Origin of the sequence: Aurantibacillus circumpalustris (assembly GCF_029625215.1) — a bacterium.
In the GTDB taxonomy this organism is placed as follows: domain Bacteria; phylum Bacteroidota; class Bacteroidia; order B-17B0; family Aurantibacillaceae; genus Aurantibacillus; species Aurantibacillus circumpalustris.
Genome location: NZ_CP121197.1, coordinates 3,959,364 through 3,981,314 on the forward strand (window position 1 = coordinate 3,959,364; position 21,951 = coordinate 3,981,314).

General features: G+C 34.2%; 21 protein-coding genes and 1 pseudogene. 9 read left to right on the forward strand and 13 right to left on the reverse strand.

The features are described from left to right. Nucleotides 1-44: 44 nt before the first annotated feature. The 10 genes from P2086_RS16470 to P2086_RS16515 all read right to left on the reverse strand — a co-directional run bounded on the left by P2086_RS16470 (nucleotide 45) and on the right by P2086_RS16515 (nucleotide 9,544). Entirely contained in the window at nucleotides 45-458 is a 414-nt protein-coding gene (locus tag P2086_RS16470) for a GxxExxY protein (RefSeq protein WP_317897853.1), read from the reverse strand. A gap of 114 nt (nucleotides 459-572) precedes the next feature. Further along, entirely contained in the window at nucleotides 573-1,316 is a 744-nt protein-coding gene (locus P2086_RS16475) for an SDR family oxidoreductase (RefSeq protein WP_317897854.1), read from the reverse strand. Nucleotides 1,317-1,331: 15 nt separating this feature from the next. Continuing rightward, nucleotides 1,332-2,615: a beta-ketoacyl-[acyl-carrier-protein] synthase family protein gene (locus P2086_RS16480; RefSeq protein WP_317897855.1), complete on the reverse strand. Its 1,284-nt coding sequence runs from the start codon at nucleotides 2,613-2,615 to the stop codon at nucleotides 1,332-1,334. Nucleotides 2,616-2,638: 23 nt separating this feature from the next. Continuing rightward, on the reverse strand, nucleotides 2,639-3,172 hold the full coding sequence (locus tag P2086_RS16485; RefSeq protein ID WP_317897856.1) for a 3-hydroxyacyl-ACP dehydratase FabZ family protein: 534 nt from the start codon (nucleotides 3,170-3,172) through the stop codon (nucleotides 2,639-2,641). A gap of 104 nt (nucleotides 3,173-3,276) precedes the next feature. Next, nucleotides 3,277-4,122, reverse strand: coding sequence for an ACP S-malonyltransferase (gene fabD / locus P2086_RS16490; protein ID WP_317897857.1), 846 nt, complete (start codon nucleotides 4,120-4,122; stop codon nucleotides 3,277-3,279). Nucleotides 4,123-4,238: 116 nt separating this feature from the next. Next, nucleotides 4,239-4,865 (reverse strand): phosphatase PAP2 family protein, encoded by a 627-nt coding sequence (locus P2086_RS16495; RefSeq protein WP_317897858.1) that lies wholly within the window; start codon nucleotides 4,863-4,865, stop codon nucleotides 4,239-4,241. Nucleotides 4,866-5,137: 272 nt separating this feature from the next. After that, nucleotides 5,138-6,259 carry a hypothetical protein gene (locus P2086_RS16500; protein WP_317897859.1) on the reverse strand — a complete coding sequence of 374 codons (1,122 nt, stop codon included), beginning with the start codon at nucleotides 6,257-6,259 and terminating at the stop codon, nucleotides 5,138-5,140. 115 nt (nucleotides 6,260-6,374) lie between these two features. Continuing rightward, nucleotides 6,375-7,598 (reverse strand): BamA/TamA family outer membrane protein, encoded by a 1,224-nt coding sequence (locus P2086_RS16505; RefSeq protein ID WP_317897860.1) that lies wholly within the window; start codon nucleotides 7,596-7,598, stop codon nucleotides 6,375-6,377. Nucleotides 7,599-7,648: 50 nt separating this feature from the next. Then, nucleotides 7,649-8,326 (reverse strand): 4'-phosphopantetheinyl transferase family protein, encoded by a 678-nt coding sequence (locus P2086_RS16510; protein WP_317897861.1) that lies wholly within the window; start codon nucleotides 8,324-8,326, stop codon nucleotides 7,649-7,651. A gap of 18 nt (nucleotides 8,327-8,344) precedes the next feature. Then, nucleotides 8,345-9,544, reverse strand: a complete 1,200-nt coding sequence (locus P2086_RS16515; protein ID WP_317897862.1) for an MFS transporter — start codon at nucleotides 9,542-9,544, stop codon at nucleotides 8,345-8,347. A 362-nt stretch (nucleotides 9,545-9,906) separates the two neighbouring features. On the opposite strand from P2086_RS16515, the gene P2086_RS16520 reads away from it, so the two are divergent. The 8 genes from P2086_RS16520 to P2086_RS16555 all read left to right on the forward strand — a co-directional run bounded on the left by P2086_RS16520 (nucleotide 9,907) and on the right by P2086_RS16555 (nucleotide 18,252). Next, on the forward strand, nucleotides 9,907-11,238 hold the full coding sequence (locus P2086_RS16520) for an inositol-3-phosphate synthase (protein WP_317897863.1): 1,332 nt from the start codon (nucleotides 9,907-9,909) through the stop codon (nucleotides 11,236-11,238). Then, nucleotides 11,238-11,711, forward strand: a complete 474-nt coding sequence (locus tag P2086_RS16525) for a phosphatidylglycerophosphatase A family protein (protein ID WP_317897864.1) — start codon at nucleotides 11,238-11,240, stop codon at nucleotides 11,709-11,711. The genes P2086_RS16520 and P2086_RS16525 overlap by 1 nt, the downstream gene beginning before the upstream one ends. Further along, nucleotides 11,695-12,072, forward strand: a complete 378-nt coding sequence (locus P2086_RS16530; RefSeq protein ID WP_317897865.1) for a GtrA family protein — start codon at nucleotides 11,695-11,697, stop codon at nucleotides 12,070-12,072. The genes P2086_RS16525 and P2086_RS16530 overlap by 17 nt, the downstream gene beginning before the upstream one ends. Next, nucleotides 12,069-14,618: a DUF5686 and carboxypeptidase-like regulatory domain-containing protein gene (locus P2086_RS16535; RefSeq protein WP_317897866.1), complete on the forward strand. Its 2,550-nt coding sequence runs from the start codon at nucleotides 12,069-12,071 to the stop codon at nucleotides 14,616-14,618. The genes P2086_RS16530 and P2086_RS16535 overlap by 4 nt, the downstream gene beginning before the upstream one ends. Then, nucleotides 14,619-15,347 carry a CDP-alcohol phosphatidyltransferase family protein gene (locus tag P2086_RS16540; RefSeq protein ID WP_317897867.1) on the forward strand — a complete coding sequence of 243 codons (729 nt, stop codon included), beginning with the start codon at nucleotides 14,619-14,621 and terminating at the stop codon, nucleotides 15,345-15,347. It begins immediately after the preceding gene. Beyond that, complete coding sequence (locus P2086_RS16545) at nucleotides 15,344-15,928, forward strand: DUF4833 domain-containing protein (RefSeq protein ID WP_317897868.1); 585 nt, start codon at nucleotides 15,344-15,346, stop codon at nucleotides 15,926-15,928. Before P2086_RS16540 ends, P2086_RS16545 begins: the two co-directional genes overlap by 4 nt. Before the next feature lie 5 nt (nucleotides 15,929-15,933). Beyond that, the gene (locus P2086_RS16550) at nucleotides 15,934-16,887 is read left to right on the forward strand and encodes a phosphatase PAP2 family protein (RefSeq protein ID WP_317897869.1); all 954 of its coding nucleotides are present in this window, start codon (nucleotides 15,934-15,936) and stop codon (nucleotides 16,885-16,887) included. Between the two features lie 336 nt (nucleotides 16,888-17,223). Continuing rightward, the gene (locus P2086_RS16555; protein WP_317897870.1) at nucleotides 17,224-18,252 is read left to right on the forward strand and encodes a DUF4421 family protein; all 1,029 of its coding nucleotides are present in this window, start codon (nucleotides 17,224-17,226) and stop codon (nucleotides 18,250-18,252) included. A 40-nt stretch (nucleotides 18,253-18,292) separates the two neighbouring features. Here the strand turns inward: P2086_RS16555 and P2086_RS16560 are convergent, their stop codons facing one another. Then, the gene (locus P2086_RS16560; RefSeq protein WP_317897871.1) at nucleotides 18,293-19,117 is read right to left on the reverse strand and encodes a universal stress protein; all 825 of its coding nucleotides are present in this window, start codon (nucleotides 19,115-19,117) and stop codon (nucleotides 18,293-18,295) included. A 142-nt stretch (nucleotides 19,118-19,259) separates the two neighbouring features. Between P2086_RS16560 and P2086_RS16565 the strand changes: the two genes are divergently transcribed. Next, nucleotides 19,260-19,691, forward strand: coding sequence for a thioredoxin family protein (locus P2086_RS16565; RefSeq protein ID WP_317897872.1), 432 nt, complete (start codon nucleotides 19,260-19,262; stop codon nucleotides 19,689-19,691). A 45-nt stretch (nucleotides 19,692-19,736) separates the two neighbouring features. Here P2086_RS16565 and P2086_RS16570 read toward each other — a convergent pair whose 3' ends face one another. Further along, nucleotides 19,737-21,137 carry an MBL fold metallo-hydrolase RNA specificity domain-containing protein gene (locus tag P2086_RS16570; protein WP_317897873.1) on the reverse strand — a complete coding sequence of 467 codons (1,401 nt, stop codon included), beginning with the start codon at nucleotides 21,135-21,137 and terminating at the stop codon, nucleotides 19,737-19,739. Between the two features lie 121 nt (nucleotides 21,138-21,258). Continuing rightward, nucleotides 21,259-21,950, reverse strand: a pseudogene (locus tag P2086_RS16575) (VIT1/CCC1 transporter family protein). Between the last annotated feature and the right edge of the window lies 1 nt (nucleotide 21,951).

Consider the following 21,951-nt stretch of genomic DNA (forward strand, 5'->3'; position numbering starts at 1 on the left):
CCACAGAGACACGGAGGTCACGGAGGTTCACAGAGTTTTATTTATTATTCTTTCCGCAATTTCGCAAATTCTTCTGTAACAAGCGAAACTAATTGTTCAGTAATATTTTCGCAGTGGAAATTTATTAATAATCCTTTTGGTTTCCCAGCAAGTTTTAAATAGGATAAAAGTTGCGCTTTGTATAATGGAATAATTTGATCAACAGCCTTTTCTTCAACTATTATTAAATCATTAACAAGTAGATCAAGCTTTAAAACACCACCCAAATCCTTTCCTTTATAATTTACCGGAACGTACCTTTGTGATTTTACTGATAATCCGGCATTTCTCAGCTCTTCAATAAAACATGTTTCATAAACCGATTCTAACAATCCTGGGCCAAGATGTTTGTGAACTTCAATCGCACAACCAATGATTTTGTATGAAATATCGTTGATGTATTTTTGTGTTATTGTCATTCTGTTCTTAACCCGCAAAGTTTTAACAAGTATGAGGTAATCGAGACAAATTAAACTTTTTACCTCTCAGTGACCCTCCGTGTGCTCAGTGCCTCCGTGGTTCAACTTACTCCACTACTCAGCCCAATCCAAACCACCAGTAACGCTTATTACTTGACCGTTTACAAAACTCGCAGCATCAGAACCCAAAAACAAAGCCACCTCAGCTAATTCATCCAGATGTCCCATACGTTTCATTGGATTGTGCAGAAGCCAAAATTTTCTTAGGTTTTCACTTAAGGTTTCTTTAACCATGTCTGTTTCAAACATACCTGGTACCACTACATTACTGGTAATACCTTTGATTCCATATTCTTTCGCAATAGTCCCCGATAAACCAATCAATCCGGCTTTACTAGCACTGTAATTCGCTTGGCCTGAAATACCATCTTTTGCGATTGAAGAAACAGAAACAAAATGACCTTTACGATTCGCTAAAAACACTGGTAAAAATTGGCGAATGATATAAAATGCACCATTTAAGTTGGTGTCAATCACATCATGCCACTCTTCGTCGGTCATATGAAACGCTAAGTTATTGCGATTGATAGCAGCATTATTAATTACAGTATCAATTGATTCAAAATCATCCAACACAGCGTCAGTCACTCTTACAACATCATCAGGGTTTCTTACATTCAACTGATAACCTTTACACATGCGATCAGGTGCAAGTTTTTTGGTTTCATCCATCAACTGCTTAATGTGTTCGGTGTTGGAACTGTTATAGGTAAACGCAACATCATGTCCTCTTTCCAAAGCCATGGTTACTATTCTACGACCAATTCCTCTTGATCCTCCTGTTATAAAAATCTTCATATGTGTGGTATATTTCTAGCCTTTGTATTTCTTAATTAAGCTAATCGAATTTAATCCTCCAAAACCAAACGAGTTTTTAAGGAAAATATCGATGTTATGTTTTTTGCGTTCACCTCTACAAACATCCACATCCACTTCTGGATCCAGATTATCAATATTAATCGATGGATGCAATTCGTTACGATTCATTTGTAAAATCGCAGCAACGGTTTCAACTGTAGCAGCTGACCAGCAGGTATGTCCTAATATTGATTTTGGTGCATTAATTTTTAGTGTTTTGCAATGATCTCCAAACACATCTTTAATTGATCTTAATTCTGTAAGATCTCCTAATGGAGTTGAAGTAGCATGAACATTGATGTAATCAACCTCTTCTGGTTTTACATTCGCATTTTTCAATAAACGTTTCATTAAACGTGATTGACCAATTTGAGAAGGCTGTGGTAAATGGCATCCATCTGAAGAAGATTCAACACCCAGAATTTCAGCATAAATTTTAGCTCCACGCGCAAGTGCATGTTCTAAATCTTCAACAATAAGACAAGCCGCACCATGTGAAGGAACAAAGCCCTCACGTTGTGTATCGTAAGGCCTGCTTGCTCTTTGAGGTTCTTCATTAAATGATTTATAAGTAATGGCACCTAAGATGCACATACCTTGTAAATCTAAAGGAGAGAAATCAAGTATTGGTCCAACAACCGCAGCAACTTTTACATCGTGTGATTGAATTTCATCAACTGCACAACGAAGGGCTACGTTACCACTTGCACAAGCAGCGCCAACGGTATAAGCTGGTCCGTGCAATTGTAAAACATCAGTTACACTACCAACGTGGTGTGTATCCAATCCATTTAATGCAAATAAACCATCAATAAATTCAGGCTCTTCGTTAAACTCATCGTGGTTTTCGAAAGTATATTTTTGATTTAAATTATGTCCGGCAATAATTGTTGCCACATTATTTCCATCTTCTAGAGAGCCAATGTATCCTGAATCTAAAAAGGCTTCTACGGCAATCAATAATGAAATGCCGATTGACAAAGGCGACTTGCTTCCTAGTTTTATAAGTCTATCGTAGGTAGCTTCCGGAATACGGCCTTTGTAAGATTTTATTTTTGCAACTACATCGTAATTGCCCAAATCTCCACCAACCTTTGCATAAATCTTTGATGTATCAAGTGTATCCCACTTAGTTACAGCAGATTTACCATCCATCATGTTATTAATAAATTCATCTAAAGTGTCTCCAATAGGGGTATTGATTGACATGCCTGTTATTACTACGCGTTTTTGTAACATAAACGTTTTTTTTATTGTTTTGTTTAAGGATAATATACTTCTAAAATGCTGTGCGAATAAATTTCGTTGTTAATTGTAATTTGTGCTGCCATTAAACCCATAAAATCATCGTCTTCGATTGATTTTACTCTAACAGTGAGAACGTCACCAGGCATAACACCTTTATTAAACCCTGCATTGTGTACTCGTGTGAAAAGTCCTTTTACAGGTATGTTTTTGTCATTTATCTCTAAAGAGTTGTTTTTAACAAAATAAGCGAGGCATAATCCTGCCTGACCCATGGTTTCTATTTGCATAACCCCTGGATAAACAGGTGATCCTGGAAAATGTCCGGCAAAAATAGGATCAGTTGGGTCTATTTTGCTGGTTACTTCAATGATCGTTTCTTCAATATTAATGGCACTTATAGACGTAATAAGGGCAAATGGAGGTCGGTGAGGAATGATTTTATAAATATCCTCGACTTTAAAAGACACCTGAGCTGAATTTTTAGCAGGCATTTGTAATAGATCTCTTTTAAGGCTACTTATTAAGATTTCTGTTTCGTTACTATTCACAGTGCAATATTACTTTTTATTTCTCTTAGGAAATAATTTTAATTGTATTTCTATTCTGGAATTATTTTATACTTACTAACCATCTATCGTATTAATTTTCAATACTAAATGGATATTTTTTTAACGATATTGGTTAAAACCTCACTTGCGCCTATTTCGATGAAGTCGCACTCGCCTTGATACATAAGATATTCAACACTTTGTAACCATTTAATAGGGCTGTCAATTTGGTTAATCATATTTTTAATAATGGCTTCTCTTTCAAGTGGATAAACTGCTGCTGTATAATTAGAAATTACAGGAGTAATGCAGAATTTTAAAGTCATAGATTCAATAAAGTCATGAAACTGCTGCTTAACTGGCGTCATGTATCTAGAATGAAAGGCTCCACTCACTTTAAGAGGGATATAAACCATTCCTTCTTCTTCAAAAAAATCGGCTGCTTTGTTCAGTGATTCCGTTTTACCAGAAATTACTATTTGAGACATGGTGTTAATGTTAGCAATGTCTATATCTGGAAAATTATTTTTTAAAATCTCTTTAATTTCTTTATAATCACCGCCAATAACTGCAGCCATAGAAGTACCACCAACAGAAAACATAAGCTCTCCTCTTTTTTGTACTATTTTTAGACCTGTTTCAAAATCATAAACACCAGCCGCATTTAAGGCGTTAAACTCTCCTAGACTATGACCAATAAAATAGTTTGGAGCATCGTTTGATGCAAGATATTTTTGATAGTTTAAATAGTTAACAAAATACAGGGCGGGTTGGGTATAATTCGTTTGATTGAGCTTATTTTCTGGGTCAATTAGGCATAATTCGGCAATATCATAGCCTAAAGCTTTATTCGCTGTTTTAACAGCTTCCGGATATTCTTTAAACAATTGTTCTCCCATACCTTTGTACTGAGAACCTTGTCCGGGAAACATTATAACTTTGATTGACATTTTGTGTTAAATTACTATTAAAAAATTAAGCTGCAAAGGTAAAATGAAATTTCACTTTGCGCCCTATATAAATGTTAAAGCCTTATACTACTATTAATTCTAATTAGCCGTTAATGTTAAATCGGTTTTGACGAATTAAATCTTAAAAATAATGCGTACACCTTGTTACTCAGCAAGATAAATAATGGAGCTGAAATAATTCCTGCTATTACATCTACCAAATAATGCGCTTTAATGTACACAGTTGCCATACATATTCCCAAAACAAAAGGTAAAATCACATAAAACACTTTTTTTACGTGCTTATAAGCGAAATAGGCAATAATTACAGCAATACCCACATGTGAACTTGGAAAAGCCGCTGTTGGTCTTTCCAAATCAGAAATTATGGTATGCATTAACTCTCCAAAAAACAGCCGAGGTGTTACATCACTATCAGCGCCAGCAACGTAATAATGAGGCCCTGCAACCGGAAAAATATCAAAAATAACATAATACAAATAAAACGAAAACACGATCACAAAAATGTCTTTTTGCGAATTTTTTGGTGATTTTAGATAGATTAAAATGCAGACAGAACCAATAAGCAAATAATACGAAAAGTAACACATGTTCATTAATTCGTTAAACCATACTTGTGGCATTACTTTTTGAAAAATGAGACTGGGCTGACAATTCCAAAGAATTTGTTCCAAATTAAAAAATAGCTCATCAAAATTTTCTTTGAAAATAATGTTTTTCATACAGCTTGTTTCTATATAAAAAAAACCTAGGAAAAGCAATGGATACAGATTCCTTACAAAAGCAAGCGATTTATTTATAGGGTATTTATTCGTTATAAAAACGAGCGTAAAAACAGTTAAAACAAGCACTAGTCGCATACTTATGTGATTAACAACACAATCAACGTCTGACGAGCCGAAAAGAAGATACACTAATGAAAGAAGCGCATATAACAGGGTGCTTATATCAAGTGGTAAAAGCCCCTTCCAACTATTATAAACTGTTTTGATTATCACAAAGCAAGTTTGTACACTCTATATGTTTTGTAGATGTGCGCATTGATGTTAACCAAAGACTGATTCATCATTTCATTATTCTCTAAGATTAATGAAGCTTCCGCAGCGTGAATGTTATGTTTTTTCGCGTAAGCAATTGTTTTAGCGAAAAATACGGCTTCAATGCCCATTTTACGATAGCCCTCAATTACACCTAAAACAACAACACGCATTTTATCAATTTTTTTGCGTCCAAAAAGCAATTTAAAAATTCCAAAAGGCAACAAACGTCCCCTTTTTACATTTTTTAAAACCTGATTAATATCTGGAAATGAAAAAGCAAATCCAATAAACTTTCCTTCGTGTTCTGCTATAAAACAAAGTTCAGGTTCCATAACAGCTTTCATGTCGTTACACAAATACATGAATTCGTTATAGGTCATTGGAACAAAGCCTGTGTTTTTACCCCATGCCGAGTTGTATACATGCTGAGCTTTTTCGGCTTCTTCCTGAAATTTTTTCATGTTAACCGTTCGGATTGTTATTCCTTTTGTTTTTAAACGGTTTTCAAAAGCATCGCTCACACGGGTTGATTTCTCTGACACTTCCATGTCAGTTAAATAATAAGCAAAATGATCGGTGTTTTTTGTAAAGCCGTATTTTTCAGCGAACACGGGGTAATAAGGCTTGTTATAAGCAATGGCCATCATTGGCGGAGAGTCAAATGCATCAATGTGCCAACCGAAAAATTCGTTTGTAGAAAAACTTGCAGGCCCCAAAACTTGGGTTAATCCTTCTTTTTTTATCCAATCAGTAGCTGTATCAAATAAAAGTTTTGCAACTTCATAATCTTCTATACATTCAAAAAAGCCAAAAAAACCATCGTTACTACCGTTATGTTTGTTATGATTATTATTTCTAATAGCGGCAATACGCCCAACAATTTTATTATCGTTATATGCTAAAAATAGTTGTAGTTTGGAATGCTCATAGAAGGGGTGCTTCTTTGGATTGAGCATACTTTTCTGAGATATATATAACTCAGGCACGTAGTTTGGATCACCTTCGTAAAGGTCGTGCGGAAAGTCGATAAACTCTTTTATTTTTTCTGGATACGTAATTTTCTCAATTCTAATCATTGCTGTAAGTATTCGTGTGTGGAGTGTAAAATTAAAAATTCTTTTTATTTAGATATTAAAATTTATTACCGCATAACTCACTGTTTTTTAGGCTGTAAGCTTCGGAAGCGCTGAACTAAAACACTTCGCCAAGATTAATAAATAAACCTTGAGAGCCTTTGGTGCCGAAACCATAATCAATGGACAAGTTTGTGCCCGAGAATTTATTTAGTTTAATACGCAATCCAAAACCAGCTGCAGGTGAAATTGCAGTAAATTTATTTGACGGCCAATCGGTTACAGATTGGGCGTTAGCAAACAAAACACCTCCTAAAAAGCCGCTGCGCAAAATTTTAAATCGGTATTCTGTTTCTAGGTAAAGTAAATTTTGTCCTCTCAGTCTGCTTTGAATATACCCTCGCCCTATGTTTGAATAAGCATCCCAGCCTGTGCTCGGTAAATCAAGATAAGGAACTTTACCTCCAAAAGTAAACCAGTTATAACTCCAAAAAGATAAAACATTTTTCGCTTTACCTAAACTAAAATATTTTCTAAGGTCAACTATCACCGATTGCCAATTGGAGTTGCTACCTAAAAGTTTTGAGTAGTTGTAATAGGTTAAATTAGCATAGGTTCCACTTTTTGGATTAATTGTATTGCCACGATTATCAAAAAGTGTGTGTATAGATATACCTGAAGAAGTTGACGTTTCTGTTCGTCCGTAAAGATCAAAATCAGTGATAGTATCCGGAGAAGCAGTTACTTGTTTAATATTTGTATGGTGACTAAGATTGTATCCCAAACCGGCGTAGACATGCGATCCCTCAAAGTGTCTTAAAACAGCCTCTCTAAAAAGAAAAAATGTATAATCAAGACCCACACGATCTTTTAAATCTGTATTTCCCCCAAGTCCGTATGTTTGTTCTGGGTATTTGTAATAGCGCCAGTTACCAAGAAAATTGTATTTGTTTTTTCGTGTCCAGATATTTGAACTAAGTGGTGCGATAATTTGATTGTTTTGCGAATAACTGCAACTTATACTCACTGCGGATTGATTTGTTTCTTCCAATGTATCTACATAAAAAGCCACGTTACCAGCGATTATTCCCGCTAAACGCGTTTGAAGCGTATAACCGATAAATGGAACAACCGTTATTCTTGGTTTTGTAGATTTAACACCAGTACCTTCCCCTCCAGCGTGTTTAAACTTAAAAATATCAATGATATCTTTTTCTTCATAAGTTGGAACACCAGAATTTTTCACACTATCTTCCCGAACCTCATTACTATCAACCTGCGAAAACGATTTTGAAACTAGCAAAAGACAAAGTAGTATTTGCCACAAGGGTGAAAAATTCATCGGCCAAAGATAATGGAATTGTTTGTTATACAAGACCCTTGTGATAATTATTAATCAAGTTTAAATTCTGAATAAGAGTTCATAGTTCCCTTAAGAGCGAATGCCGCTTTATATCCAGGCCCGGCATTAATTTGCTTCATCGTATAAACAGTATTATTAAACCCTAACTTATTTACTTCCGTGTTATAATAATCTGATAAATCTATTTTGGTAAGATCAGCGTTTAAGCCCACTCCAATTGCTTTTATCATTGCCTCCTTAAATGTCCAAAACGTAAAAAGTGTGTCTTGAAACGTTTCATCCGAACTTTTAAAAATAATTTCTTTTTCTTTTTCGGAGAAAGAAAAGTCTGCAAATGTTTTAAGATCGTGAAGGAGCTTCATTTTCTCAATATCTATGCCTATTTCCCGTCGCTTAGAAATTCCTAATAAACCAAATGTGGTGCGGTAAGAATAATTAAAAAGAATATCTGAATTTTCTAAAAAAGGCTTTCCTTTATCGGAAAGATTGAAATTAATTTCGGAAGCTGGTTGATTGATGTACTTAGCTAAAACTTGCCTCACAAAACGGTGATTGCAGGTGTAACGAATTTTCTCTGCTTCATTCACAAATCTGCTACACCTTTGTTGTTCATCTTTCGATAACAAAGGCTGTGATTTTTCTTTATAGTATTCCGCTTCATCAAGGGTATAACGCCATAAATGCAAGTCCCCTTCTTTGATAGTCATCTGTTCGCTTTTAATTTTTTACGCTTTCACGAAGGTTTCTTTCAGTCCTACAATAGCAGTGACCAATGTTACAAACATCAGAAACACCATTAAATAGATGGCGTTCATCCATGAATTAGTTGTGCCATTTACTACCGGCATTAAAAGGATAACTATAACGGCTCCGGCATTGCCAGCAAGCATTAAAATTCCCGTTGCTGTTCCTGCTTTTTCAATTCCGGCAATTTCTTCACACATAGATAATAATAAGGCGTAACCAGGAAGAAAAAAGAAACCCATTAATGCACCAAGAATATAAAGCGTCGTTAAATCGCTTATTATGCAAAGTGGGTATAAAATTATAACGGCAACCAAACAGCAGAGAACAAGAAATGGTTTTCTAACTTTTAATTTATCCGAAAGTCCCGGTATAATAACAGAACCCAAAATACCGCCCACAATTAAAAACGCCCCTATAAGTCCAGCATCTTCGGCATTAATTCCATTTGGCTTTAAAATGGGTTCGAGCCATGAAGTGAGTCCGTTAAAAACACCAAGTGCCAAAAAACAAATAATCAATAAAATTTTAAGATTCCTTATTTTTAATAGGGCGTTTATCTCTCCTTTTACAGCGGATGCCTTTGCTTTAACAAGTTTGAGGTTGTTTTCTTTTGCAAGAAAAATAAAAACAAGTGTTAACACTAAAGAAATAGCTGCAAATACAAGCATGGTGTTACTAAATCCAATACTATCGTTTAATACGGGTGTTAAACCTAAACCAAGAGCCATTCCAATTAACATGCCTGCAGTGCCAATGCCAGTAGCCATGGCAGTGTGTTCTTTACTGAACCAATCAGAAACCAATTTGGAAATAGCGTTAATAATATAAGGCTGACCAATCGCAATACCGGTTTGACCAATTAAAAGAATGTAAAAGCTGGAATCAAAAATGCGCAAACAAGCAAACACAGTGCTAATGACGCTTCCTAAAATTACAGCGTAACGATAGCCCTTTTTATCAATCATTTTACCAGAATGTATTGAAAGAAGGACGTAAAGAAGCGGAAAAGAAAGTAATAAACCACTAACCATAAGTTCGCTTACACCATAGGTTACTTGAAGGAAGGAAACCAATGGCGCGAAATTTAACCATAACATCTGGCTCATTGCCACCACGCCGAAATAAACCATTAATACTACCCAACGATAGGGTTTATTGTACTCGCTTTGTGTAGACATAAACTATAATATTGATACACTGCAAACATAATAAATTTGTGTGTTTTTAATCTAAACGGGTTTAGTTAATTTGATTAATATCTAGCAAAACGGAATTATGTTATTAAATGCAAAAAACTTTGAAAACATTTATAGTTTCCATAGTTTTACAGCGTATTTTGATTTGACTTTGCCGCTTGTTAATCGTCTAATTGAAAAAACTGAATTGAAACGTTCAATTTTGAATGAAAGTGAGAGCAAAGTTCCGTCTTTAAAACATTTAATATTCAGTATTGTTAATGTGAAAGAGACACGAAAATACTCAGATGCAAAAGCAAATAAGAATAAATAAAACTAAATAATCTAAAAATAAAACTAATACTATGGACAATATCAAAAAACCTCAACCAGCCAACGGCAAACTTGGTATTCTTATACCTGGACTTGGTGCTGTTGCCACTACTTTAATAGCAGGTGTTGAAGCTGTTAAAAAAGGAAAGTCTCAACCAATTGGATCACTTACTCAAATGAGTACTATTCGTTTAGGAAAAAGAACAGATGATAGAAATCCCTTAATAAAGGATTTTGTACCTCTTGCCGACTTAAACGATATTGTTTTTGGAGGTTGGGATATCTACGAAGATAATGTATACGAAGCTGCACTTAACGCAAGAGTTTTAGAGGTTCATCAAATTCACGATTTGAAGGAAGAACTTCAAAAAATAAAACCCATGTCGGCTGTGTTTGATAAATCGTATATCAAAAACATTAGTGGGCCAAATGTAAAAACGGCGCCAACTAAATACGACCTTGCACTTGAGTTGATGGAAGACATTAAGCGATTTAAAAAAGAAAATAACTGCGAACGTGTAGTCATTGTTTGGTGTGCTTCCACTGAAAAATACATTGAGCCTAGTATTATTCACAATGATCTTTCTTTGTTTGAGAGCGCTTTAAAGAATAATGAGGCAAACATTGCGCCAAGTATGATTTATGCCTATGCCGCATTAAAGATGGGAGTTCCATTTGCAAATGGCGCACCAAATTTAACAGTTGATATTCCAGCATTGATTGAACTATCAAAAGAAACGAATACACCTATAGCAGGTAAAGATTTTAAAACCGGACAAACCCTTATGAAAACAATTGTGGCGCCAGGCCTTCATGCGCGTGCATTGGGCGTTAATGGTTGGTTTTCTACAAACATTCTTGGTAACAGAGATGGAAAAGTTTTAGATGATCCAGAGAATTTTAAAACGAAGGAAGTTTCTAAATTAAGTGTACTTGATGAAATTTTTGAACCAGAATCAAATCCTGCTTTGTATGGAGACATGTACCATAAGGTGCGCATCAACTATTATCCACCACGCGGCGACAATAAAGAAAGTTGGGATAATATTGATATTTTTGGTTGGATGGGTTATCCTATGCAGATAAAAATTAACTTTTTATGCCGCGATTCAATTCTAGCAGCGCCAATTGTTTTAGACCTTGCTCTCTTTATGGATTTAGCGAAACGGGCTAATATGAGTGGGATTCAGGAATGGCTTTCTTTTTATTTGAAATCACCACAAACCGCAGAAGGTTTAAGACCGGAGCATGATATCTTTAAACAACTCATTAAATTACAAAACACGCTTCGACATATGATGGGCGAAGATCTAATTACACATTTGGGATTAGATTATTACCAGGAATTAGTTGATTCGATGTAATGTTTATAAATAAAGCAATAGCAACTTTTTTCGGAATTGGCTATATAGGTAAAGGTGCTGGCACAGTGGCATCCTTTGCCTTTTGCTTATTACTTTATGTTGCCATACGCTTAAATCTTTATAGTGAATCAGCGTTAATCATTTTCACAGTCATTACGTTTATTAGCGGCGTTTTCGTTTCAACAAAACTAGAAGTGATATGGGGAAAGGATAGTAACCGTATAGTGATTGATGAGGTGTTGGGTATGTCGGTGAGTATTCTTTTTTTACCAATTAATTTTATTACGCTTGGGCTCGGATTTATTCTTTTTAGATTCTTCGATATTTTTAAACCACTTTTTATTAAAAAAGCTGAAAAGCTAAAAGGTGGGATGGGTGTTATGACCGACGACTTAGTTGCAGGAATTTATGCTAATATTGTGCTGCAAATTTTTGTCTATTTTTTTTTATGGGATCATGCTAATATTTTTTAAGGCGCAAGCTTCGTCTTTAATAGCAACGGCGGTTGATTTTATTACTACCATTGTATTTGTAGAGCTGTTTTTTCAACATTACGTCACGGCTAACATTGCCGGTGCCTTAATGGGGGCTCTTACCAATTTTGGTATTAACAGACAATGGGTTTTTGGTGCAAAAAAACAAAAGGTTCAGAAACAAAGTATGCGTTATACTTTTGTTTGGTTTGGGAGTTTATTTTTAAGTACATCTGGCATATATATTCTTACCCATTTCCTCGGACTAAAATATTTTATCTCAAAAATGATTACTTCGCTTGTAGTAGGAATAACATTTAATTATTGGCTACAAAAAAAATACGTGTTCTCCAATAAATGAAATTTACGCTTAAACAAATAATCATACTTTTTTTAAGTTTTTATGCTTTTGCTGCGACGAGTCAATCAACAATTGTGCGCGGAACTATCATGGATGCGAAAACAAAAGAAGCCATACCTTTTGCCACTGTGTTCTTTGATGAGTCCAATTTTGGTACAACAACAGATAGCGTTGGTCATTTTGTTCTTGAAACGGATAAATATTATACAAAATTAAAAGTTCTCATGATAGGTTACAAACCTTATAGTCGCGAACTTATTCCAGGAAAGGATCAAACGATAAATTGTAAGCTTACAGCAGAAGAGAAAATGTTAAACGAAGTAACAATTAACTCAAAAAGTGCAAGAAGGTATAGAAATAAGGATAATCCTGCTGTTGAACTTATTAGAAAAGTTATTGATCATAAAGCGAGTAACCGTATTGAAGGTTTCGATTATTATGAATATGAGAAATACGAAAAAATACAATTCGCGTTAAGTAACATTACCGAAAAATTTCAGAACAGAAGAGCATTTAAGAAATTTCAGTTCGTATTTGAAAACCTAGATACCACAAAACTCGAAGGTAAGCCAGTTTTACCACTTTATCTTAAAGAAGTTATTTCTGATGCACGTTACCGAAAATCGCCTAACGCTAAAAAGGAAATTGTTAAAGGCAGTAAAACTGTTGCTTTTGAAGGATATGTAGATAACCAAGGACTAGATGCGTATATGAATAATCTTTATCAGGATATTAATATTTATGATAATAATATTACTATGCTTACGAATCAGTTTATTAGTCCTATTGCAGGTATCTCGCCTACTTTTTATAAATTTTTCATTACAGATACGATCATTGAAGGAGACGAGAAATTTATTCGACTTGGTTTTGTTCCTAGAAATCATGCTGACTTTCTATTTCAGGGAATTATGCACATTACCTTAGACGGTAGTTATGCCGTTACCAAAATAGAAATGAGTGTGAATAAAGACATTAATTTAAATTGGGTAAAAGAATTAAAAATAAGACAGGAATTTGAAAAAAAAGAAAATCAAGGTTATACGCTTGTGACTGATGAATTTTCGGCTGACTTTGGTTTATCTAAAGGAAAGATGGGGATTTTTGGGCAAAGAACTGTTTCTTACAAAAACTTTAAACTGAATAAACCACGTCCTGATGCGGATTACAAAGGTGATCTGATTGAGGTTAATGACAGTGCCAACTACCGGCCAATGGAATTCTGGATTAAAAACAGACATTCCGATTTAACAGCATCTGAAAAAAGTGTGTATACAATGGTTGATAGTATTAAGAAGGTGCCTGCCTTTAAGCGAACCTTGGATGTAATTGTACTAGTTTTTGCTGGATATAAAACAATTACCCCTTATTTTGATTGCGGTCCTTTGAGTACTTTTTACAGTTTTAATCCTATTGAAGGTTTTCGCCTAAGATTTGGAGGTAGAACTACCGACGCTTTTAGCAAAAGAATGGTTTTAGAAGGCTACAGTGCCTACGGTTTTAAAGATCAGCAGTGGAAATATTATGGCGGTGTTGCTTTCTCTTTAAATAACCATAGTGTTTATGAGTTTCCAGTTAGTTCACTAAAATTTAGTTATCAGCGCGAAACAAAAATTCCAGGACAAGAATTACAATTCATTCAGGAAGATAATATTCTCTTGTCGTTTAAACGTGGACCAAACGATAAGTGGTTATATAATAACACCTTTAATTTTGAATATCTTCAGGAATTTAAAAACCATCTTTCTTTTACTTTAGGTTTTAAAAACTGGATACAACAAGCTGCTGGTGGATTAAATTACAACAGAACAGATTATACAGATTATACGAGCAGCGAAAAAAACCTACAAACCTCGGAAGTATCGTTAAACATTCGCTGGGCTCCCAATGAGAAGTTTTATCAAGGAAAAAAGTACCGTATTCCTGTAACATTTAAAAACCCTATATTTACGCTCCGTTATATACAGGGTATTAAATATTTTTTAGGCGGACAATACGATTATCAGAACATCTCCTTAAATATGTCTAAACGATTTTACCTTTCACAGTTAGGTTATTCAGATATTGCGATTGAGGGTGGGAAAATTTTCGGCACCGTACCTTTTCCATTGCTTGATATTCATAGAGCAAATCAAACCTATGCTTACCAACTTCAATCATATAACCTCATGAATTTTCTCGAATTTGTGAGTGATCAGTACGTAAGTTTAAACATCGATCATTTTTTTAATGGTTTTTTCTTTAACAAAATACCTTTGTTGAGAAAATTGAAATGGAGAGAAGTCATTAGCGCAAAAGTTCTTTATGGAAGTTTAAGCGCGAATAATAATCCTTCTAATAATTCTACACTTTATAAATTGCCAACTACTTTAGAAGGCGTTCCTATTACACATAGCCTTGAGAAAAAACCTTACGTAGAAGGAAGTGTTGGTATAACCAATATTTTTAAGTTTTTCAGAGTTGACCTGGTAAAACGTTTCACCTATTTAGACCATCCAGATATTTCAAAACTAGGAATAAGGGTGCGATTTAGATTTGATTTTTAAATGGATACGAATAAGGATATAGAGCTTACAAGTACTCCATCAATGAGAGACAAACTGCAGCAAGGTATATATGCTGTCATCAATCCATTTGTCAAACTTTTAATAAAAATAGGTCTAACTCCTAACGGTGTTACAACAATTGGTTTTGTTTTAAATGTGTGCGTTGCTATAATTTTTATTTTTGGTGCAGAAGACGAAAACAGAAGTGACTTATCTTATATTGGCTGGGCCGGAGCAACCATTTTATTTGCTGGTTTATTTGATATGTTAGATGGGCAAGTTGCACGACTGGGTAATATGTCTAGCAAATTTGGAGCCCTGTTTGATTCTGTGGTAGATCGCTACAGCGAGTTAATTATGTTTTTAGGTATCTGTTATTATTTAGTCGCACATCATTATTTTTTAAGTTCCTTATTTGCTTTTTTAGCGTTGATTGGATCAATGATGGTAAGTTATACCAGAGCACGTGCGGAAGGGTTAGGAATTGAATGTAAAAATGGTTTAATGCAACGCCCTGAAAGAATTATCACGATTGGAGTAATGGCACTCGCCTGTGGCATTAGCGCTTCATTTATTGGCGGTGATTTTAAATACTATATATCCGGAATAGAGGTTTTTGAAACCATTTCTATTTTCACCATACCACTTACGATTGTTGCCGTACTTTCAAACATAACAGCATTAAGACGTTTATCAGATTGTAAAAAAGCTTTGGAAAATAAAACATGAAAAAAACAATTACCTACCTAATCTTACTAATTACTGTTGTTGCTGGCACATCCTTTGTCCCTAGTTATAACGAGCCTAAAACAGAAACCTCAAATAAAAATCCAATCGATACTTTTCCAGTACCTGTTGGATTTAAAAAAATGATTTTTTATGTGCAACGAACACTCAATACAAATACCATTATTTACGAATTAAACTATGATGCCGATAGCACGCTCAATAAAACAGAGCCTGTAAACTGTCATTGGATTAGGTACGATGAAAAGGGTGAGGTAACAGAACTATCCTACTTTCAGAAAAAATACGCTTATGGCCTGAATGCAGTATTAATTGATGCCACTAAATTGATTTACAAATTAAATTTTGTGTCTTACAAAAAACGCGACATTTTTTTATCAAAGGCCGCTACTGGTCATTCTTATAAAGCGTACATGGTTATAAATGGCAAATTATCCTATATCGAAAAAATATTTGTTCAAATAGACGGCGGTACTTTTTGGTTACCGCATATTTCCTTTGTTGAAATAAAGGGTTATGACATTGCAACCGGAAAGCCAGTTTTGGAAAGAATTATTCCTTAGATTCTATGATTAAGACTTATTTCGATTACATTAAAAAAAATACGTCTTATAAAAACGCATTACTGACAAGTTTTGTTACAATCACTTACCTTCTTGGATCTGCTCTTCTAATTGGGTTTAAAACCGACCAGTTATTTTTAGCTTTTTTATTTAATTCCCTTTACTTCGCTACTTTATCAAGTAGAAAATTCATTCTTGGTTTTTCAATCTTCATAATATTTTGGATCATTTTTGATTCTATGAAAGCGTTTCCGAATTACCTTATAAACTCTATTCATGTTGAAGATCTTTATTTACAAGAAAAAACACTTTTTGGGATAAACTTCAATAACAGCATTTACACACCCAACGAATATTTATCGCAACACGCAACGACATTTCTAGACGTACTCGCAGGATTTTTTTATTTGAATTGGGTTCCTGTTCCTTTAGCCTTTGCTTGTTACCTTTTTGTGAAAAACAAAAAAGCCTTTCTTCAGCTTTCTTTAACTTTTCTTTTTGTAAACCTCATTGGATTTGTAATCTATTACGTTTTTCCGGCCGCACCACCATGGTATGTTGCTGAATACGGTTTTGAAATAAATCACACGACTCCAGGCCATACAGGCGCGTTAGCTCGTTTTGATGATTTTTTTGGAGTTAATGTGTTTGGATCCTTATACTCGAAAAGTTCGAATGTGTTTGCAGCCATGCCTTCATTGCACTCAGCTTATCCTGTTATTGTATTGTACTACGGATTAAAAAACAAATTGGGCTGGGTAAATATTCTCTTTACAATTTTTATGTTAGGTATTTGGTTCTCGGCCATTTATACCAACCACCACTACACTTTAGATGTATTGGCTGGAGTTTCTTGTGCCGTAGTAGGAATTTTTATTTTTCAAAAAGTTCTTCTCAAAAATAAATTATTCGTTTCTTTTATGTCTAAATACGAACAAACAATAAGTTCTGCTACGTAAATAAGCTTGCTACCTCATACTGGCGCAACAAATAATTTGTATCTTTTCGGCGAGAAATATGTTATAAACCTACTTTTGCCAAGGTAAATAAGTTCGTAATGTGCCAAGATTTACTTTGAAAAATGGAGTTTTATTTTTTCACAAGACCGATATTGAATTCTGCTGAGATTAAAACCAAATACTAATCCTATTTTTAAATCGTTTCAAGGCTATTTTTTTTTAGCCTTCACCCTACTCTTCCTGACCTTTAATTATTGTAAGGCACAGGATACCATAAAATTTGAAACAATTAAATCAATTAAAGATATTCCACACAAAACCCTTAAGCAAAAATGGATGTGGATTCATAGAAGCGCTGCTTTCATTTTTATGAAAGAACAAGAACCTTTTAACGATACAAGTTATTATAGCCGGTATAAAGAAAGATTGGTAGTTACTTTACCTCTTTCAACGCGCTATGTGAATTTTGAATTCAAAGACAAATCATCGAGTAGCGTATTAAAATACTCGCCCAATAATTTATACGATCTTGGAATAAGCGTAAACACCAAGCTCATGAGTTTCTTTCTGAATACTGGTGCAACGCTTTTAGATAATGATCAAGGTATTAAAGGAAAAACAAATTATAAGGACTTTCAATTTAATGTTTACGGAAAAAAATCAACTATTGATTTTTCACTTCAAACTTATAACGGATTTTACATTAACAATTCAACCTCCTTCAATTCATACGACGCAAGCCAAAAACCTTATGAAATAAGACCTGATATTTCGGTAGTGTCGTTAGGCTTTAATTATTATTACGTTTCAAATTATAGAAAATTCTCTTATAGGGGTTCGTTTGCTTTTACAGAATGTCAAAAGAAAAGTGCCGGATCGCTTTTAACTGGTGGGTATTTTTCTATATTTAGTATGACTGCCGATTCAAATTTAGTTTCAAAATCATTTACCCCCTACTTTGATCCCCTTACAAACATTAAAACGGGATCTGTTTTAAATTACGGCTTAAATGTTGGGTACATTTATACATTTGTAATCAGAAGAAAATTTCACGCCACAATTTCTTTAGTTCAAGGTCTTGGAGTTGATCTCACTTCTGGCACCAAAGAGGATGATTCAAAAGTTGAATCTAAATCAAACCTTTCTAGTAAACAAAATTTAAGAATAGCTTTAGGTTACGACAGAGGAAATTTTTTCTACGGAATCATGGGAATGTTTGATTTTTACTATTTCGATAATAAAGAACGCGCTACTTTTAATTATTCTTATGGAAAATTCAGATTATTTGCTGGCTATCGATTTAATATGACAGGAAAGAAAAAGAAAGTATTTCGAAAATTAAATCTCATCGATTACAGACTATAATCTGCTTGACGAAAAATAATTTCAAAATCGACATCACTGATTAATGAATGATTAACAATGGGGTTTCGCTTGAAAAAATTAAATGTTTGGTAACACTTCCTTCAAAAAGACTTTCAAAAAGTTTATGCTTTTTTGGATGAATCATGAGCATGTTTGTTTTATGAAACTTGAGATAATACTCTAAAGCCTCACCAGCAGAATCATCCTTAACAAAAACATTTTTATGTTTCACATTCTTTAGGTGTTCATCAATAAACTGAATCGACTCTGACTTCTCATCAGCCGAATCGTTACCTTGTGCGCTTACACTTACAATTTCGAGCTCAGCATTAAAAATAGTTGCAAAATACCTTGCTGAATATATCAAAGTTGAATCTTTAATATGATCGAGATCGCAGGCGAAACTAATTGTTTTAATTGGTTGATACCTTGCGTTTTCAGGAATAACAAATAAAGGCAAATCAGAATCGCGCGCAACACTCAAAACAGAACTTCCTATAAATTTTTCCTTTAATTTATTTGCTTCACCTACAATACCCATTATAATCAACTCTGCGCTGTATTTCGTTGCAGCATCACTAACTACTTCAAACACAGACCCCGCTTCTGCAACGCAGATAATGTCAGGGTCATACCCAATTCTTTCAATTAATTCTTTCTTTAATATTTTTAAAGCTCCCTCTGCCGACGTTTTAAGTACTGAAAGCATTTCTAATGGTTGAACAGAGTCAAAGCCACCTAAAGGCAAATTAACCGCGTTTACCAAAACGAGTTTAGCGCTAAAATATTTTGCTAGGTCAGCCGCGTAATAAGAAGCGTTTTTAGCGGAGTTAGAAAAATCAGTGGCAATAAGCAGTGTTTCCATGGTTGTATAATTCTCTTAATCATCAAAACTAAATCAATTCATAAACAAATTAGCTGACATATATCATTGTCATAAATGAATTATCTCACTAATTTAGTTATACCTTACTGTTAATTTAGTTTCAGCTAAAAAACAATTTACGATGTATAAATTTCACGCACTTCTTTATCATTTAAAAAAATGGTCTTTATTACTACTTGTTTTTAGTTTTGGAAGAGTCTATTCTCAAAACCACAGAGATTCGTTAGATCAAGAACCACTTATTAAAAATCTCACCGTTGAAGAATTTAATAAACGTATTCACTCAGGGCTAGTACTCGTTTATTTAAAGGCCGACTGGTGTGCTATTTGCAAAAAACAAACACCTATTATCAACGAACTGGTAGCTGAACAAAATAATAAACTAAAGCTATTGATAATCGATACTGAAGCAAATCCATTAATCAACGACTATTTCGAAGTTCCAGGGCTCCCCCTGATGTACATCTATAAGGATGGTAAACATGTTTGGGACAGAATCGGCTTAACAGAGAAAAAATTAATTCTTGATCAGTTGAATTATTTTACAAAATAATCGATAGAGTAAATCCATCAATTTTTATATTAATTCTTAAAGCCTTTAGACTAAATCTATAGACCCTTTAGTCGGAATACTTATTTTTTTATAATTTTCAGCAAGAAGTTTTTCTCTAAAACTCTCTTTTGCGTCCGGCTCACCATGAACTAAGAAAATCTCTTTTACTTCTTTTTTATCTTGACAGGAAAGAAATTGTATTATTTCCGAATAATCTGCATGGGCGCTTAAAGACATAATGTTTTGAATTTCCGCTACTACCGGATACGTTTCACCATAAATATGAACTTCTTTTTCCCCTGAAATAAGTTTGGCACCAAGTGTTTTCGGCGCACAATATCCAGTAAAAAGGATTGTGTTTCTTTTATTAGTAATGGTGTTTTTAATATGGTGCTTCACTCTTCCTGCATCGCCCATTCCAGATGCTGATATTATCACGCAAGGTTCCTTTAAATCATTTAATAAAACAGACTCCTCGGCATTTTCGATGTAGGTAAGATTCGCAAATCCAAATGGATCGGGATCTTTTGTGATATAATGCTTTAATTCATCATTAAAACTTTCAGGATGCTTTCTTACAATCTCTGTTGCTTTTGTAGAAAGTGGACTATCTACAAATATTTTTATTGGTGGTAAAAGATTTTTGTTTTTTAATTTATCAAGAATATATAAAACTTCTTGCGTCCTGCCTAGGCTAAAAGCTGGGATAATAAGTTTACCTTTTTTAAGAACGCAGGTGTTCTTTACAATTTCTAAAAATTTACTTTCTGAGTCCTCTAATTTTTCATGCAAACGATTACCATAAGTTGATTCACAAATAATATAATCCGCTTGAGGAAAAACGCTTGGGGCTCTTAATAGTGGATCCTTATAACGACCAATATCTCCGGTAAAAGTCAGCCGAGTAATTTTATCGTCTTCCTTTGCTGTGATATTAACGGTAGCGCTGCCAATAATATGCCCGTTTTCAGTAAATTTAAATGACAATTCATCATTCAATCTAAATTCTGTATCAAAAGAAATTGGTTTAAAATGTTGTAGACACTTTTCTGCATCGTGTATCGAATAGAGAGGTTTTATTAGTGGCTGGCCAAGTTTTTTCCTACGTTTATTAATGTAATGAACGTCACCTTCGTGTATGTGAGCACTATCTAACAGTAAAATTTCGCACACATCAAATGTTGCTGGCGTACAATAAATTTTTCCTTTAAACCCCTCTTTAACCAGACTAGGTAAACTCCCAGAGTGATCGATGTGCGCATGGGATAAAATAACGGCATCCACCTTACTTGCGTTTAAACCGAGATTTCGATTTAAAACATCCGTTTCTTTTCCCATACCCTGATATAAACCACAGTCCAAGAGAATTTCTCTACCTTTTTTAGTTATCAATAAATGTTTGCTTCCTGTTACTCCTTCTGTAGCTCCAATAAATTTTATTTTCATGGCTTCCTGTTTAGTATTCTATAACCAAAGATTACATTATTTGAATTAAAACTGAAAGCATAAATCATATTTCAATGTGATAAATATCAGTTAAAACCGTTTCGGTTATTAATTTTTTATCCTAAGAAATTAATTTAGCTATAACAAAAGCAGAAGCGGCTGCAATAACTCCAATAAAAGTAACCTTGAGTGCTCCCATAAACGGGGGTTGACCGGTCACCTTACTTTTAAAGAATCCAAATACAAACAAACAAAAAACTGTTATTATAGCAGATAAAATTAAACCGCTTTGAGGATCAGAATTTATGACATATCCCATTAAAGGAATAAAACCGCCAATCATATAGGAAATACCTATTGTTAGCGCACTTTTTTTTGCACGTGCCGGATGTGGTTCTTCTAATCCTAATTCGAACTTCATCATAAAGTGAACCCATTTATCTTTGTCCTTAGCTAATTCAGTTGCAATTGAATCTTGAGAACTTTTACTTAAACCATAATCTGCAAAAACATCGCGTACTTCTTGCATTTCCTTTTCAGGAATTCTTTCTACTTCTTCATACTCCTTTTTTTGTTCACTGTAATAGTGTTCCAGTTCAGTTCTACCAGCAAGATAACCACCTAATCCCATAGCGATACTTCTGCCACAATTTCAGCTAAACCGGCTGTTAGAATTATTTTATTACTATCGACCGCACCGCTCAAACCTGCAGCAAGAGCAAAGGGAACGGTTAATCCATCGCTCATTCCTATTACAACATCTGTTATAAATTCAGAGCTTTTTAAATGTTTTTCTGGGTGCTTGTGATCCATT

Bases quoted from the DNA above. Each gene is read 5' to 3' on its own strand.
- P2086_RS16470 (WP_317897853.1), bottom strand. From the start codon at position 458: ATGACAATAACACAAAAATACATCAACGATATTTCATACAAAATCATT.
- P2086_RS16475 (WP_317897854.1), bottom strand. From the start codon at position 1,316: ATGAAGATTTTTATAACAGGAGGATCAAGAGGAATTGGTCGTAGAATA.
- P2086_RS16480 (WP_317897855.1), bottom strand. From the start codon at position 2,615: ATGTTACAAAAACGCGTAGTAATAACAGGCATGTCAATCAATACCCCT.
- fabD (WP_317897857.1), bottom strand. From the start codon at position 4,122: ATGTCAATCAAAGTTATAATGTTTCCCGGACAAGGTTCTCAGTACAAA.
- P2086_RS16495 (WP_317897858.1), bottom strand. From the start codon at position 4,865: ATGAAAAACATTATTTTCAAAGAAAATTTTGATGAGCTATTTTTTAAT.
- P2086_RS16500 (WP_317897859.1), bottom strand. From the start codon at position 6,259: ATGATTAGAATTGAGAAAATTACGTATCCAGAAAAAATAAAAGAGTTT.
- P2086_RS16505 (WP_317897860.1), bottom strand. From the start codon at position 7,598: ATGAATTTTTCACCCTTGTGGCAAATACTACTTTGTCTTTTGCTAGTT.
- P2086_RS16510 (WP_317897861.1), bottom strand. From the start codon at position 8,326: ATGACTATCAAAGAAGGGGACTTGCATTTATGGCGTTATACCCTTGAT.
- P2086_RS16515 (WP_317897862.1), bottom strand. From the start codon at position 9,544: ATGTCTACACAAAGCGAGTACAATAAACCCTATCGTTGGGTAGTATTA.
- P2086_RS16520 (WP_317897863.1), top strand. From the start codon at position 9,907: ATGGACAATATCAAAAAACCTCAACCAGCCAACGGCAAACTTGGTATT.
- P2086_RS16525 (WP_317897864.1), top strand. From the start codon at position 11,238: ATGTTTATAAATAAAGCAATAGCAACTTTTTTCGGAATTGGCTATATA.
- P2086_RS16530 (WP_317897865.1), top strand. From the start codon at position 11,695: ATGCTAATATTTTTTAAGGCGCAAGCTTCGTCTTTAATAGCAACGGCG.
- P2086_RS16535 (WP_317897866.1), top strand. From the start codon at position 12,069: ATGAAATTTACGCTTAAACAAATAATCATACTTTTTTTAAGTTTTTAT.
- P2086_RS16540 (WP_317897867.1), top strand. From the start codon at position 14,619: ATGGATACGAATAAGGATATAGAGCTTACAAGTACTCCATCAATGAGA.
- P2086_RS16545 (WP_317897868.1), top strand. From the start codon at position 15,344: ATGAAAAAAACAATTACCTACCTAATCTTACTAATTACTGTTGTTGCT.
- P2086_RS16550 (WP_317897869.1), top strand. From the start codon at position 15,934: ATGATTAAGACTTATTTCGATTACATTAAAAAAAATACGTCTTATAAA.
- P2086_RS16555 (WP_317897870.1), top strand. From the start codon at position 17,224: ATGTGGATTCATAGAAGCGCTGCTTTCATTTTTATGAAAGAACAAGAA.
- P2086_RS16560 (WP_317897871.1), bottom strand. From the start codon at position 19,117: ATGGAAACACTGCTTATTGCCACTGATTTTTCTAACTCCGCTAAAAAC.
- P2086_RS16565 (WP_317897872.1), top strand. From the start codon at position 19,260: ATGTATAAATTTCACGCACTTCTTTATCATTTAAAAAAATGGTCTTTA.
- P2086_RS16570 (WP_317897873.1), bottom strand. From the start codon at position 21,137: ATGAAAATAAAATTTATTGGAGCTACAGAAGGAGTAACAGGAAGCAAA.